15 protein-coding genes and 1 pseudogene are annotated in these 13547 nt (G+C 68.5%); 6 read left to right on the top strand and 10 right to left on the bottom strand.

From position 1 onward, the window contains the following. Complete coding sequence (locus tag RPX00_RS03340) at positions 1–1065, bottom strand: FAD-dependent oxidoreductase (RefSeq protein WP_406637345.1); 1065 nt, start codon at positions 1063–1065, stop codon at positions 1–3. A 75-nt stretch (positions 1066–1140) separates the two neighbouring features. Between RPX00_RS03340 and RPX00_RS03345 the strand changes: the two genes are divergently transcribed. Next, positions 1141–1740: a TetR/AcrR family transcriptional regulator gene (locus RPX00_RS03345; protein ID WP_406637347.1), complete on the top strand. Its 600-nt coding sequence runs from the start codon at positions 1141–1143 to the stop codon at positions 1738–1740. Here RPX00_RS03345 and RPX00_RS03350 read toward each other — a convergent pair. Beyond that, entirely contained in the window at positions 1727–2626 is a 900-nt protein-coding gene (locus tag RPX00_RS03350; protein ID WP_406637349.1) for an MBL fold metallo-hydrolase, read from the bottom strand. The two genes, RPX00_RS03345 and RPX00_RS03350, sit on opposite strands and share 14 nt — an antisense overlap. A gap of 115 nt (positions 2627–2741) precedes the next feature. Between RPX00_RS03350 and RPX00_RS03355 the strand changes: the two genes are divergently transcribed. The 4 genes from RPX00_RS03355 (at position 2742) to bcp (ending at position 5063) form a co-directional block, all read left to right on the top strand. After that, positions 2742–3611, top strand: coding sequence for a LysR family transcriptional regulator (locus RPX00_RS03355; protein WP_406637351.1), 870 nt, complete (start codon positions 2742–2744; stop codon positions 3609–3611). A 31-nt stretch (positions 3612–3642) separates the two neighbouring features. Then, positions 3643–3825: a hypothetical protein gene (locus RPX00_RS03360; RefSeq protein WP_037358542.1), complete on the top strand. Its 183-nt coding sequence runs from the start codon at positions 3643–3645 to the stop codon at positions 3823–3825. Positions 3826–4031: 206 nt separating this feature from the next. Beyond that, positions 4032–4571 carry a hypothetical protein gene (locus RPX00_RS03365; RefSeq protein ID WP_406637353.1) on the top strand — a complete coding sequence of 180 codons (540 nt, stop codon included), beginning with the start codon at positions 4032–4034 and terminating at the stop codon, positions 4569–4571. 15 nt (positions 4572–4586) lie between these two features. Continuing rightward, positions 4587–5063, top strand: coding sequence for a thioredoxin-dependent thiol peroxidase (gene bcp, locus RPX00_RS03370; RefSeq protein ID WP_406637355.1), 477 nt, complete (start codon positions 4587–4589; stop codon positions 5061–5063). Positions 5064–5237: 174 nt separating this feature from the next. On the opposite strand, the gene RPX00_RS03375 is transcribed toward bcp, so the two are convergent. The 8 genes and pseudogenes from RPX00_RS03375 to RPX00_RS03410 all read right to left on the bottom strand — a co-directional run bounded on the left by RPX00_RS03375 (position 5238) and on the right by RPX00_RS03410 (position 12841). After that, positions 5238–6938: a sensor histidine kinase gene (locus RPX00_RS03375; protein ID WP_406637357.1), complete on the bottom strand. Its 1701-nt coding sequence runs from the start codon at positions 6936–6938 to the stop codon at positions 5238–5240. Between the two features lie 39 nt (positions 6939–6977). Then, positions 6978–7664, bottom strand: a complete 687-nt coding sequence (locus RPX00_RS03380) for a response regulator transcription factor (RefSeq protein ID WP_406637359.1) — start codon at positions 7662–7664, stop codon at positions 6978–6980. A 22-nt stretch (positions 7665–7686) separates the two neighbouring features. Beyond that, positions 7687–8296 (bottom strand): annotated as a pseudogene (gene rdgB / locus RPX00_RS03385) (RdgB/HAM1 family non-canonical purine NTP pyrophosphatase). Continuing rightward, positions 8293–9069, bottom strand: a complete 777-nt coding sequence (rph, locus tag RPX00_RS03390; RefSeq protein WP_406637361.1) for a ribonuclease PH — start codon at positions 9067–9069, stop codon at positions 8293–8295. Before rph ends, rdgB begins: the two are co-directional and overlap by 4 nt. Before the next feature lie 37 nt (positions 9070–9106). Next, positions 9107–9874, bottom strand: coding sequence for an MBL fold metallo-hydrolase (locus RPX00_RS03395; protein WP_406637363.1), 768 nt, complete (start codon positions 9872–9874; stop codon positions 9107–9109). Between the two features lie 36 nt (positions 9875–9910). Continuing rightward, positions 9911–10711, bottom strand: a complete 801-nt coding sequence (murI, locus tag RPX00_RS03400; protein ID WP_406637365.1) for a glutamate racemase — start codon at positions 10709–10711, stop codon at positions 9911–9913. Then, positions 10708–11394 carry a rhomboid family intramembrane serine protease gene (locus RPX00_RS03405; RefSeq protein WP_406637366.1) on the bottom strand — a complete coding sequence of 229 codons (687 nt, stop codon included), beginning with the start codon at positions 11392–11394 and terminating at the stop codon, positions 10708–10710. The genes murI and RPX00_RS03405 overlap by 4 nt, the downstream gene beginning before the upstream one ends. Positions 11395–11518: 124 nt before the next feature. Next, a complete protein-coding gene (locus RPX00_RS03410; RefSeq protein ID WP_406637368.1) occupies positions 11519–12841 on the bottom strand; it encodes an MFS transporter in 1323 nt (440 codons plus the stop codon). A gap of 22 nt (positions 12842–12863) precedes the next feature. Between RPX00_RS03410 and RPX00_RS03415 the strand changes: the two genes are divergently transcribed. After that, positions 12864–13508 (top strand): TetR/AcrR family transcriptional regulator, encoded by a 645-nt coding sequence (locus RPX00_RS03415; protein WP_406637370.1) that lies wholly within the window; start codon positions 12864–12866, stop codon positions 13506–13508. Positions 13509–13547 lie beyond the last annotated feature (39 nt).

Consider the following 13547-nt stretch of genomic DNA (forward strand, 5'->3'; position numbering starts at 1 on the left):
TCAGCCGGGCAGCAGGCGGGCGGCGAGGTTGCGGACCGCCAGGCCCCGCTTTGTGCGCGGGACCAGCACCGCAGCCGCCGCCGGGACCCCGCGTTGCTTGGGCTTCACGCGTGCTCGATGGGTCGCCTCGTAGCGCGCGAACGCCTCGGCGTGCGTGCCGTCGGCGAGGGCAGTAGCCAGGGTGTGCGCCCCGACGATGGCGAGGCTCGAACCGTCACCGAGCAGGGAGACGCACGAAGCGGCATCGCCGACCAGCGCGACCCGGCCTTGGTGCCACTTCGGCGGATCAACCACGGCGACCGCGTCGAAGAACACGTCGTCCGCCGCTTCGAAGCGAGCCAGCAGTTCGGGGACTCGCCAGCCGAGACCGCGGTAGGCAGTGGACACGATTTCCTTGCCCTGACCGGGATTCGACGCCCGGAAGATGAACGCGACCCCGGAATTTCCCCGCACCGGATGGATCGCCACGAGCCGGCCCGGCGTGTTCAGCAGGACCACATCCTCCGGATAGTCGGACGGCACGCCGAGCGACACCGTCCCGACGTACAGCCCGGCGTGCCGGACGAACTTCTCCTCCGCGCCGAACACGAGCCGCCGCACCGCCGAGTGCACGCCGTCCGCGCCGAGCACCAGGTCGAACCGGCGCGGAGCAGCGTGCTCGAAGGTGACGTCGACCCCGTCGGCGTCCTGCTGCAACGCAGTGACAGTGTCGCCGAAGAGGAACTCCGCGTCGTCGCGCGCCGATTCGTACAGCACCGAGGCAAGATCCGCACGCGGGACTTCGATCTCCTTGCGGACCGCCATCCGCACCGTCGTCACCGAACGCCCGCGCGCGTTGAGCACGCGCAGGCGACGCGCGTGCGTCGCGACTTCGCGCAGCCGCGGCACAACGCCCATCGCGTCGGCCACTTCCATCGCGCCAATGCGTACGTCGACCGGGTTGCCACTGCTGCGCTGACCTGCCGCCCGCTCGACCACAGTCGGCCGGAAACCGTTGCGCGCCAACCAGAACGCCAGGGTGGAGCCAGCGATTCCGGCACCGCACACCAGCACGTCTCGAGTCATGCCCTCGAAGATAACCGCACTCAGTGCAGATTTGCAATGAGTGCGGATATGCACTCGATGCCGTAAGATCGGGCCATGTCGCTCCGTGAACGCAAGCGCGCCCGCACCCGTCAGGCTCTGATCGACGCGGCCGCGGACCTCTTCGAGCGCAACGGCTACGACGAGACGACCGTCGCCGAGATCGCCGCGGCCGCCGAGATCGGCACGCGCACGTTCTTCAGCTACTTCGCCAGCAAGGAAGAACTGCTGTTCCCGGACGCCGACAGCCGGGTACAGGCGATGATCGAGGCGATCGCGAACCGCGCCCCGGACGACCGGCCGATCGACCTGCTCGTCCGCGTCCTCTCCGACGGCGGCGAGGTCAGCGAGGACATCGTCGGCAAGCTGACCCCGTTGCGGATGCGGCTGGTCCAGACCGTGCCCGCGATCCGGGGCCGCGCGCTGCAGATCCAGTTCGACACCGAACGCCGGATCGCCGATCTTCTCGTCGAAGCTTTCCCGGACCAGGTGGACGACCTCAGCGCGCGGGCGTTGACCGGTGCCTTCGCCGGCGCGGTGCGAGGCGCTTCGCAGGCGATGCTCGACCGGACCGGCGATCTCACCGCCGAACAGCGCAATGAAGCGACCCGGCAGGCCATCGCGACGACGCTGGCACCGCTGCTCAAGCGTGACTGACGTGCTCGGCGCACAGGCACGCCACCGCGGTGTCGATCCACTCGCGGCCTTCCCATTCCGGATGGCGCTTGATCAGCTCCTCGCGCACCTCCGCGATCACGGTCGCCTCGTCCATCGCCAAATCGCGGCGGCGCCAGGTCTCGTCGCGCAGCAGTTCGAGGTACGCGCGCAGGTCGTCAAGCAGCTCCCGGCCGCTGATGTCGCCGTGGCCGGGAACCACGATCTCCGGCCGCTGCTCCGCCAGCTTCCGCATGACCTCGATCCAGCGGATCCCGGACACATCGGTGTCGTGCGGCGGGAACCACGGGAAAATCGCGAACTGGCCGGTCTCGGCGAGGTCGCCGGTGAACAGGACGCCCGCGTCCGGCACCGTCACGACCTGGTCGCCCTTGCTGTGCGCGCGGCCGGTGGCGCGCAGCTGCACCACGCGTCCGCCGAGATCGAGGTCGTGTGAAGAGTCGTAGACGACGTCCGGGGTCGGCAGTTCGACGCCTTCGAGCTGCCGGGCGACTGGCTCCCCCAGGCCGGTGAACATCTGCAGGTAGCCGGGGCCTTTCGTGGTGAGGTCGGTCGCCTGCGCGCGGTTGACCAGGTACGTCGCGGCCCCGGCGAAGGTCTGCGCGCCGAACGCGTGCTCGGGGTGGAAATGCGTGGTGGTCAGGTAAATCCGGCGGCCGCGCGCGTACTCGGTCGCGAACTTCAGCACGGTTTCGGCGTTGCGCGGGCCCATGCCGGTCTCGACGACGAGCACCGAATGCGTCCCGCCGATCACGCCGACGTTCGGCACCAGCTGCACGCCCTGGTTCGGGAGCACCACGAGATCACTGGCTAGTTCGCGCACGTCCGAGGTCTGCACGACGGGATCGGGATACGGGTAGTCGGCCATCGCCGGATGCTCCTCAAAGCCAGGAATCAGTGACCGTTCCAGTCCAGCGCCGCGCCCGCGCGGTGTCCAAGACCGATCCGCTTTTCCCGATACCGCGCGGGTATTGTCGCTGGTTGTGGATCTCCGTTCGCTTCGGTACTTCGTCGCGGTCGCCGAGGAACGCCACTTCGGCCGGGCGGCGGCGCGGCTGCACATGACCCAGCCGCCGCTGAGCCGCGCGATCAAACAGCTCGAAACCGACCTCGGCGCGTCCCTGCTGGACCGTTCGCCCGCCGGGGTCACGCTCACCGCCGCCGGAACCGCGCTCTACGACGAGGCCCGCACGCTGCTCGCGGGCGCGGACCAGGCCCGCGCCCGGGTCGCCGCAGCGGCCGGGCCGGGGACGCTCACGCTCGGCACCCTCGCCGACAGCTCGGAACCGGTCGGCATCCGGCTCGCCGGCGAGTTCCGCGAACGGCATCCGGGCGTGCGGATCAGCGTCCGCGAGGCCGATCTCACCGACCCGACCACCGGCCTGCGCGCCGGGCTGGTGGACGTCGCGCTCACCCGGATTCCGTTCGACACCACCGGAATCCGCACGCAGGTGCTGCGCGCCGACCCGATGGGCGTCGTGCTGCGCGCGGACGATCCGCTGGCCGGACGCGCGCAAGTGCGCCGGGAAGAACTGGCCGACCGGACGTGGTTCCGCTTCCCGGACGGCACCGACGCGCGGTGGCAGGAGTTCTGGAGCGGCGGCGCCGCGGGCGGCCCGGTCGTCCGGACGGTGCACGAATGCCTGCAAGCCGTGCTGTGGAACGGAACCGTCGGGCTCGCGCCGCTCGCGCACTCGTTTCCCGAGGGCGTCACGACGGTTCCGCTGGCCGGCTACCCGCCGAGCCGGCTCGTGGTCGCCTGGCGCACGGACTCGGAGCCGCCGCTGGTCCGCTCGTTCGTCGAACTCGCCGTGCGCATCGCCAGCCGTCGCGAAACTCCGGCGAACCCGTAGGCTGGGCCCGGACATCGGGGAGGTGTGGGCCGTGCCGGAACGCAATCCGCTACGGATCCTGCGCAAATGCGCGGATTGGTTCGAAAACCGCGGCGTGTACATCCCCGGCGAGGAAAGCCGCGCGGTCGACCCGGTGCGCGACTTCGGCTGGCTCATGGTCGCCTGGGGCGCCGGGGTCGCCGTGTTCATCCTGTTGTTCGCGTTCGCGGTCTGAGTCGCGTTCGACGCTTCGGCGGCGAATTGACATCAAGGTGACGACTGTCACCCGGAGTGCTCTTTCGATCACGGATCGGCCACGGGTGTACACCAGGTCCGCGTCTTCCGCACCGTGACGGCATTAGTGCCGCCAGAGTGGAGCGGGTCCGGTCGGCAACTACGCCGAACGGCACACCGCCCCACCCCGACTGGAGTACCCCCGCGATGGCGCCCGCGCGCACCCCGAAGCTGTTGTTGACCGCCTGCCTGCTGTTCTCAGTGGCGGCCTGCGGCGGCGTCAACGCCCGGGAAGGCTCCGCCGCGCTGGGCGTCGGCAATCCGGCGGCCCCACCCGCGGCCGCGCAGGCCTCCGGTGACCTGCAGTTCGGTGCCAACCACCGCTTCGACAGCGGGATCACGGTCTCGCTGTCGGCCCCGCAGTCCTTCCAGCCGAGCCCGGCCGCGTACCCGCGCAGCGCGCGTGCGGCGGCGTTCTACATCCAGGTCACGAACAACGGCACGGATCCGTACCGGGTGTCGTCGCTTTCGGTCACCGCGACGGTCTCGGGGAAGCCAGCCAAGCAGGTCGTGGATGCCACGCAGGGGCTCGGCGGGGTCACCGACGCCGGCAAGGACCTGATGCCGGGTCGGTCCACGCAGCTCACGCTGGCCTTCGCGGTGCCGGCGGACAGTGCTCGGATGGCGGTGCAGGTGCGGCCTAGCACTGGTGAGCCCGCCGTCGTCACGTACTGCGGAGACGCCTGAATTACCCTCGTCTCCATGACCGACCAGCGACTCGCCCCGGGCGACGAAGCGCCCGAATTCACCCTGCCGGACTCCACTGGCAAGAACGTCTCGCTCAGCGATTTTCGCGGGCAGGCGGTGGTGGTGTACTTCTATCCGGCTGCCGGTACGCCTGGGTGCACTAAGCAGGCTTGCGATTTCCGGGACAATCTCGCGGAGTTGAATGACGCGGGGTATCAGGTGTTGGGGATTTCTCCGGATAAGCCGGAGAAGTTGGCCAAGTTTGTGGAAGCGGAGAAGTTGACGTTTCCGTTGTTGTCTGATCCGGAGAAGGTTGTGCTGAAGGAGTGGGGGGCGTTTGGGGAGAAGAAGAATTACGGGAGGGTTGTGCAGGGGGTGATTCGGTCTACGTTTGTCGTGGATGCGGAGGGGCGGATTGCTCGGGCTGGGTATAACGTTCGGGCTACTGGGCATGTGGCTAAGTTGATTCGGGATTTGGGGATTGCTTCCTGAGCCTCGGTGTTGCGTGGGGCACCCCGAATCTTGAGTGTGACTACGGTCTGGGGCTGCTTGTCAAGGCGGGAAAGATGCCTTGACAAGCAGCCCCAGACCGTGTTTTGGCTTCGTATCGGGGTGCGGGGGTGGTGTGGGTGCCTCGATGAGTTGGGTGCATCGGGGGCGGTTCCCTCACGATAATTGTGCTGGGAAGCGCAGGGTGAAGGTCGTTCCTTTTCCTGGGGTGCTGGTGGCGGTTACTTTGCCGCCGTGGGCTTCGGCTAGGTTGCGGACGATTGCTAATCCTAAGCCGCTGCCGCCGGAGATTCTGCTTCTGGACGGGTCTGCGCGCCAGAAGCGGTCGAAGACCTTGGGTAAATCTTCTGGGGCGATGCCGGTTCCGGTGTCCGATACTTCGAAGATCGCGTCGTTTTCCATTTGGCTCGCGGTTACCGTTACTGAGCCGCCTGGTGGGGTGTGGCGGATGGCGTTGGAGACCAGGTTGTCCAGTGCTTGACGCAGGCGTACTGGGTCCGCGGTGATGGCGGGGTTCGCCATGGCGGACACAGAGAGGCGGACACCGGCGGTTTCGGCGCGTGGGGTGTGGGCGGCGGCCAACTGGGTCAGCAGGGTGTTGGCGTCGATGGGTTCCGGGTGAACGCGCAGGGCACCGGCGTCGGCTAGGGCTAGGTCTTGCAGGTCGTCCACGATGTGTTGCAGGTGGACCGCTTCTTCCAGGAGCGAGGCGACCAGGTCGTCGTCCAGTTGGCTGATGCCGTCTTGGGTTGCTTCCAGCCAGCCGCGGATCGTGGCCAGTGGGGTGCGCAGTTCGTGGGCTACGTCGCTGACCATGGCCTTCCGGGCGTTCTCCAGCTCTTCCCTCGCGCGCGCCATGTCGTTGAACGCGGTGGCCAGGCGGGCGATTTCGTCCTTGCCCTTGACGCGGACCCGGGCACCCGCTTCGCCGGCTTTCAGGCGTTGGGCCGCGCCGGTCAGTGCGCGGAGGGGGCGGATCAGGCGGATCGACGCCAGTGCGGTGACGATGACTGTCAGCAGGAGGATCGCGGCGGTGACGGCGACCAGCTTCGTGCGGTTTTCCGCGGAGAGGGTGAAACCGGTTGGGGGCTGATCGGAGCCCTTTTCGGTGATGTAGAGCCAGGCCGCGGGGGCTACGTACGGGGTCAGTTGCTCTTTGCGGGCCGAGGTGACGCAGTTGGTGATGGTTTGGTCGGTGGCTTGGACTACCGGACCGTCGAAGGTCCAGGACAGGGCTAGTTTGGCTACCGGGACGGTGCTGTCGTTGCGGCCCAGGCAGGCGTCGATCAGGCCGGAGAGCTTGGCCAGGGCGGCTCGTTCGGTCTCCGTCGGGCGCTCCAGCAGGCCGGTTCCGCACTGCGCGGTGCCTGCGGGGGCGATGACTCTCGGGTGTCCGCTCGGCGAGACCTCCAGGCTGCCAAGGCCAGTTCTGCGCTGGGTGCAGGACAGGACTTTTTCGGCGATTTCCTGAAGCTCTTCGCGTTCCGCGGCGGGGAGATTGTACGGGCCTACCGCGTCTGGGTCGATCCGATCGGGGGTGGATTTGACGCCCAGGCGGGTGTCGACCGCCAGTGGGTCGATGACCGCGGACGGCTGGGGCGGGAGTTTGCCCGGGTTCTGCTCCGAGCTGGCGATGAGCTTGCCCTGCGGGGTGGTCAGGACGATTTTGCGACCGGTTTTGTCCGCGTAGTCGTTGATCGTTTTGGTGGCATCCGACCAGGTCGGGTGGGTCGCCGCGTAGGAGAGCAGGGCCTGGTAGATGGTGCCGTCGTCGGCGAAAAGCTGGCCTTGTTCCCGTTCGATGGCGCCGGAGGTCGTTCTGGACGCCAGCCAGGCGGTGGCCGCGATGGAGCACACCGCGATGGCCGCGGTGACCGCGAAAAGGCGGAAAGCAGGCTACGAGGCATCGGACTTGGCGGTCAGTTTGTAGCCGACGCCGTAGACCGTCAGGAGTTTCGCCGGTTTTCTGGGGTTGGGTTCGATTTTCTTTCTGAGGTTCATGACGTGGACGTCAATGGCCCGCTGCGTGATGTAGCGATCGAATCCGTGGAGGTGTTCCAGGAGCTGCGCCCTCGTGAAAACCTGGTCCGGGCGGGCGGCCATGACCTCCAGGATGCGGAATTCCCCGGGGGTGGTTTCCACCGGAGTGCCGTTGACGGTCACTTCGTGTTTGTCTTTGTCCACGGTCAGGCTGCCGACCCGGATGGGACCGTCGGCGGCGCTGGTCCGGCGGAGCAGGGTGCGCACCCGCGCCATGAGTTCCCGCGGACTGTACGGCTTGGTCACGTAATCGTCCGCGCCCAGGTCAAGGCCCTGCAGGAGGTCGTCCTCGGTCGACCTCGCGGTGAGCATCAGGATGGGCAGATTGGAACTCGCCCGGATGGTGCGGCAGACGGTGAGGCCGTTCATGCCGGGGAGCATCACGTCCAGGATGAGCAGATCCGGTTCCGCCGCACGGACTTCCGCCAGCGCGGCTTCGCCGGTGGGCGCGATGGTGACGGTGTGCTGTTCGTGCTCTAAATAGCGGCGGACCAGTTCCGCTTGTTTCGGATCGTCTTCGGCTAGAACTATGTTGGCGCACATATCACTCAAGCCGCCTTGCGGGTTACGAGGCGGCTAGTTTGCGCAGGGCGGGCACAAGAGCGCGCAGGGCTTTTCCTCGGTGGGAGGCAGCGTCCTTTTCCGCCGGGTCCAGTTCCGCGCTGGTCCTGGTTTCGTTTTCCGGGACAAAAATCGGGTCGTAGCCGAAACCGTTGGTGCCGTGCTTTTCCCGCGTGAGCGTGCCCCGCCATTCGCCACGGACCGTGGTGGTCTCCCCGTTCGGGAGGGCCAGCACGGCGGCGCAGACGAAGGCCGCGCCCCGGCGCTCGTCGGGAGTGTCCGTCAGCTGTGCCAGCACCAGGTTGAGGTTTGCCTCGTCGTCGCCGTGTTTGCCGGACCAGCGGGCGGAGAGGACTCCCGGCATGCCGTTCAGCGCGTCGACGGTCAGGCCCGAGTCGTCCGCGACCGCGGGCAGGCCGGTGGCGGCCACCGCGTCACGCGCCTTGGCCTCCGCGTTGCCTTCAGAAGTCGGGGGCGGTTTCCGGGGCCTCCGGGAACTCCTCGACGTCGTTCAGGCCCACTACCTCGATGCCCTGGATGCCTTCCGCCTCCAAGATCCGGCGCAGTTCGCCCAGCTTCTTCGCGTTCCGGGTGGCCAGCAGCAGCTTGGTCACTTCTGGCCCTTCTTCTTGTCCGGACGCGGTTCCGGCAGCTCCCCCGGATACGGCAGCGCCAGCGCCTCGTTCTGCAGGCGGGTCAGCTCCGCGCAGCCGGCCAGCGCCATGTCCAGCATGGTGTCCAAAGTGGACCGCGCGAAGGTGGCTCCCTCGCCCGTGCCCTGCACCTCGATGAGGGTTCCGGCGTCGGTGGCGACCACGTTCATGTCGACCTCGGCGCGCGAGTCCTCCTCGTACGGCAGGTCGAGGCGCACTCGGCCGTCCACCACGCCGACGCTCACGGCCGCCACCGAGGACGACAGCGGCTGCGGGTCGTTCAGCCGGTTCGCCGCGCCCAGCCAGGTGATCGCGTCCGCCAAGGCGACGTAGCCGCCGGTGACCGCCGCGGTGCGGGTGCCGCCGTCGGCCTGGATCACGTCGCAGTCGATGACGATGGTGTTCTCGCCGAGCGCGGCCAGGTCGATGCAGGCGCGCAGGGAGCGGCCGATCAGCCGGGAGATCTCGTGCGTCCGGCCGCCGATGCGGCCCTTGACCGCTTCCCGGTCGCCGCGGGTGTTGGTCGCGGACGGAAGCATCGCGTACTCCGCGGTGACCCAGCCGAGACCGGAGCCTGCCCGCCAGCGCGGCACGCCCTCGGTCACGCTCGCCGCGCACAGCACCCTGGTGTTGCCGAACTCGACGAGCACTGACCCGGCAGGCCACTTCTGGAACCCGCGGGTGAGCTTCACTTCGCGGAGCTGGTCGTCGTTCCTGCCATCTTTTCTAGCCACGAGGAGCACTCTAGGACGTACCCCCGACAGTTTCTGATCAGAGGTCGTAGACCGCGCCTTGCGTCACCAGTTCGGCGTCCGGGAACACGGCCCTGGCCTCGGCGAGAACGGCGTTCTGGTCGGTCCACGGCGCGATGTGGGTGAGCAGAAGACGGCCGACCCCAGCCTCTTTGGCCAGCTCGCCGGCTTCCTTGCCGGACAGGTGCACACCTTGCGGACGGTCGGCGGCATCGGTCCAGGACGCTTCGGACAGCAGGACATCGGCACCGTCGGCTAGCTCGCCCAGGCCGCGACAGCTTCCCGTGTCGCCGGTGTACGCGAGGATGGTGCCGCCGTACGCAATGCGTAGTCCGAACGCTGGAGTCGGGTGATACACGGCGACAGCGGTGACATCGAAGGGCCCGATCTCGATGGCCTCTTCGCGCAACTCATGGAACTCGTACACGTCCGACAGATCCGCGGCAGCACGCTCGGCCGCGTCGGCTGCGTACGCGTGCGCGAGACGCGAAGGCGCTTCTGCCGGCGCGTACAGCGGTAACTGGCGCGGCCGCGCGGGGTACGGCGGTGCGGGGTGATAACGGCGAAGCACTGTCAGCGAGTTGACGTCGGCGCAGTGGTCGGCGTGCAGGTGCGAAAGGACGAGCGCGTCGAGGTCGAACGGATCCAGCACGGTCTGCAATTGGGCGAACGTGCCGGTGCCCAGCTCAAGACCGAGCCGGTAGCCCTCCGCCTCCAGGAGGTACCCGGACGCGGCGGCGTTCGGTCCGGGAATGCTGCCCGAACACCCGAGGATCGTCAATCGCACCCCGTCACCCTAACTCCGCACAGCGCCACCGCAGCGTCACGCGCTGACCGGGTCCAGCGCACCGGGCGCGAAGCCCATGAACCGCTGCGCCAAGCGGGCGAACGGCTCCGGCGAACCGGTCGCGAGGAACTCGTGCCGCGGCGGCTCGTCGCGTTCGGCGAGCAGGTCGAGTTCGGTCAGCACGCGGTAGAGGTCTTTGGCGGTTTCGTCGGCGCTTAAGACGAGCGTGACGTCCTGCCCCATCACGATCTGCAGTACGCCGGACAGCAGCGGATAGTGCGTGCAGCCGAGGATGAGCGTATCGACTTCGGCTTCGAGCAACGGCTGCAGATAACCCTGTGCCAGGCCAAGGATCTGTCGCCCCGTCGTGATGCCGCGCTCCACGAAGTCCACGAAGCGCGGGCAGGCGACACTGGTGAGGCGTACGTCCGGCGCTGCGGCGAAGGCGTCGTCGTACGCCCTCGAACGCACTGTGCCCTCGGTGCCGATCAGACCGACGCGCCCGCTGTGTGTGGCGACAGCGGCCCGGCGCGCGGCCGGAAGCACAACCTCGATCACGGGTACGTCGTAGCGTTCGCGCGCGTCGCGAAGGCAAGCTGCAGACGCGGTGTTGCACGCGATCACCAACGCCTTCACCCCGCTCTCGACCATGTCGTCGAGAGCGTTCAGCGCGTACTCGCGCGCGGTGGCGATAGGCAGCGGGCCGTACGGGTTGCGCGCGGTGTCGCCGACGTAGCGCAGCTGTTCCGCGGGCAGCAGTTCGAGAATCGACCGCGCGACGGTGAGCCCGCCGACGCCGGAGTCGAATACACCGATGGGCGCGCCGGGAGAACTCACACCCCGAGATTACCCGGGGTCGTTGGCGTGGCCTTCGAGGATTTGACGCGCTCGCCGCGTGAGGTCAGCCACGCGGCGAGGATGCCGGCCAGCGCGCCGAAGAGATGCCCCTGCCAGGAGATCCCGGGGTTGCCGGGCAGCAGGCCCCAGAGCATCCCGCTCCAGATCCCGAGCAGCACGACCGCGACCGCGATCTGCGCGAGCGACCGGTGGAACAGGCCGCGCACCAGCAGGTACGCGAGCCAGCCGAAGGCGAGCCCGGACGCGCCGACGGTGTAGGCGTCCGACGGCCCGACCAGCCACACCCCGATCCCGGAGACCGCCCAGATGATCGCCGTGACCACGGCGAACCGGCCGATGCCGCCGGCCATCGCGAGGAACGAGAAGACCAGCACCGGCACCGTGTTGGAGAACAGGTGCGACCAGTTCGCGTGCAGCAGCGGCGCCCAGAGGATGCCGTCGAGGCTGGACGCGTGCCGCGCCAGGATCCCGCCGTCGGTGAACTTGCCCGGCAGGATCACGTCGAGCAGTTCCACGAGGTACAGCACCGCCACGAACCCCAGCGCGACGAACGCCGCGGCCTTGGGATTGGGCGGCAGGATGCGCTTCGCGACGTCGACCGGCTTGCCGCCGCCTGCTGCGGGCGGTGGTGACGTCGGCGGGAGGGGAGGCAGTGTGCTCACGACCTCAGGCTACGTCGGCGGCGGGCGGACGGCCTCGGGAGAAATCCCTGAACTTCGGCTCCGGGTGCTGGTCACCGGTGGTCCGGGAAGGACTCCTCGCGGGTTCTCCTTCCCGGACCGCGGCTCAAGCCATCGCGGGCTTGCGCAGCAGGTTTCCATAAGCGGCAGCGAACACCGCGGAAAGCAGCGCGGCCACCGCCGCCACCCCGAAGCTCCATCCTGGACCGCCTGCCGACAGCACCACCGCGCCAACCGCGCCGGCGAGGCTGCTGCCCACCACCCGGACGAGCGCGTTGATCCCGCCCGCCGCGGCCGTCTTCGCGGGCTCGACGTGCTCGACCGCCATCGTCCCCAACGCCGCGTAACCGAGCCCGATCCCCAGCCCCAGCACCGCTGCGACGGCATACAGCCCGAGCCCGTCCGCGGGCAACGACGTCAGCCACAACGCGGCCACCAGCACCACCACCGAGCCGCCAGCGACGAGCGCGGGCGAGCTGAACCGGCGCATCAACGCACCAGCCAGCACGGAAACCACCAGCATCAAGATCGTCGTCGGCAAGAGATAGAGCCCCACCTGCAGCACCGACGCCCCGAGCACGCCTTGTGCGTACGCGGAAAGCGTCATGATCGTGGCGAACAACGCGAAGCCAAGCAGGAACGACGCCACCGTCGCGCCCACCGTTTTTCGGTGCAGCAGCATCGGAATCTCGATCAGAGGCGTCTTCGTCCGCCGTGCCGTCACCACCCACACCGCCGCCAGCACCACGGCCGCGACCAGCAGCCCGATGGTCGCCCAGCCCCATTCCGCGCCCTTGCTGATCGCCAGCAGCAGGCAGATCAGCCACCCCGACACCAGCACCGCGCCCAGCAGATCCGGCGAACCGCTCCGGACGGCGGCCGTCTGGTCCGCCCGCACCGCGGCGACCAGCACGAACGCCAGCACGCCCAGCGCCGCCAGCACCCAGAACACCAGCTGGTGATCGCCGCCAGCGAGCCCGGCCAGGATCATCCCGCCACCGCTGCCCGCGCCGATCGTCGCGCTCAGAATGCCGATCGCGGTGGGCAGCGACCGGGCCGGCAACACAGTCCGGACCTGCCCAATCGCCAGCGGAAGCAGCGGCGCGGCCGTCCCCTGCAGGATCCGGCCGACAACCAGCAACGGCAATGACCCAGCCACCGCCGCCAGCACCGAACCCACAACGAGCAACCCGAGCACGACCAGCGACATCGTGCGCCTGCCGTACAGGTCGCCCAGCTGCGCGACCAGCGGAATCGCGACCGCGCCGGACAGCAGCCCAGCGGTCAGCGCCCAGGACACCGAGCTGAGCGGAACTCCCAGCGTCACCTGCAACTGCGGCAGCAACGGCACCACCACGGTCATCTGCAACGTGCCGACCGCCACCGCGAACGCCAGCGCGGCGACCGTCCCCCAGTAGTTTTTGTACATGTATAAAAAGTAGCATGGCGACATGCCAGCGCGCACCGGCCGACCGCCGAAGATCTCGAAGGACGACATCGTGGCCGCCGCTCACCGGGTCATCGAGGAGGACGGCGTAGCCGGGCTGACCATGCGCCGGCTGGCTCGCGAGGTCGGCAGCACGGCGATGGCGCTGTACCACCACGTGCGCGACAAGGAGGGTCTGCTCCTGCTGCTGCTCGACGACTACGCGCGGCGCGAGATGCCTCGGCCGGAGAACCTCCCCGACGAACCGGCGGAGCGGATCGTGGCGGTCGCGACGGCGATGCGGAACGGGCTGGCGAGCTGCCCGTGGATCGTGGACGTCCTGCGCTCCGACGACCTGCTGTCCGTCGGCGGGCTGTGGTACCCGGAGAAAATCGTTGCGGCGGCGGTGAAAGCCGGTCTGCCGACGGAGGCGGCGGTGGAGGTCTACCGAGCGGTGTGGCACTACACGCTGGGCGAGATCAGCTCACGCGCGGCGTCCGCGCGGCGACGGGATCAGGGCGGCGACACGTACCGCGAGCAGGTGTTCGCGAATCTGGACGCGACGGAATTCCCCACGCTCGCCCAGATCGGGCCGCGCTGGGAAACCCTTACCGCACAAGACAGTTACGAACGAGGCGTACGCGCACTCGTCAGGGGACTACTGCCGTGAGGGGAACCCGGGCCGGGTTCCCCTCACGGAAGTCACCAG

The sequence above is a fragment of the Amycolatopsis sp. WGS_07 genome (assembly GCF_045278895.1).
GTDB lineage: Bacteria > Actinomycetota > Actinomycetes > Mycobacteriales > Pseudonocardiaceae > Amycolatopsis.

Bases quoted from the DNA above. Each gene is read 5' to 3' on its own strand.
- RPX00_RS03380 (WP_406637359.1), bottom strand. From the start codon at position 7,664: ATGTGCGCCAACATAGTTCTAGCCGAAGACGATCCGAAACAAGCGGAA.
- RPX00_RS03350 (WP_406637349.1), bottom strand. From the start codon at position 2,626: ATGGCCGACTACCCGTATCCCGATCCCGTCGTGCAGACCTCGGACGTG.
- bcp (WP_406637355.1), top strand. From the start codon at position 4,587: ATGACCGACCAGCGACTCGCCCCGGGCGACGAAGCGCCCGAATTCACC.
- RPX00_RS03410 (WP_406637368.1), bottom strand. From the start codon at position 12,841: ATGTACAAAAACTACTGGGGGACGGTCGCCGCGCTGGCGTTCGCGGTG.
- RPX00_RS03340 (WP_406637345.1), bottom strand. From the start codon at position 1,065: ATGACTCGAGACGTGCTGGTGTGCGGTGCCGGAATCGCTGGCTCCACC.
- RPX00_RS03345 (WP_406637347.1), top strand. From the start codon at position 1,141: ATGTCGCTCCGTGAACGCAAGCGCGCCCGCACCCGTCAGGCTCTGATC.
- RPX00_RS03365 (WP_406637353.1), top strand. From the start codon at position 4,032: ATGGCGCCCGCGCGCACCCCGAAGCTGTTGTTGACCGCCTGCCTGCTG.
- RPX00_RS03415 (WP_406637370.1), top strand. From the start codon at position 12,864: ATGCCAGCGCGCACCGGCCGACCGCCGAAGATCTCGAAGGACGACATC.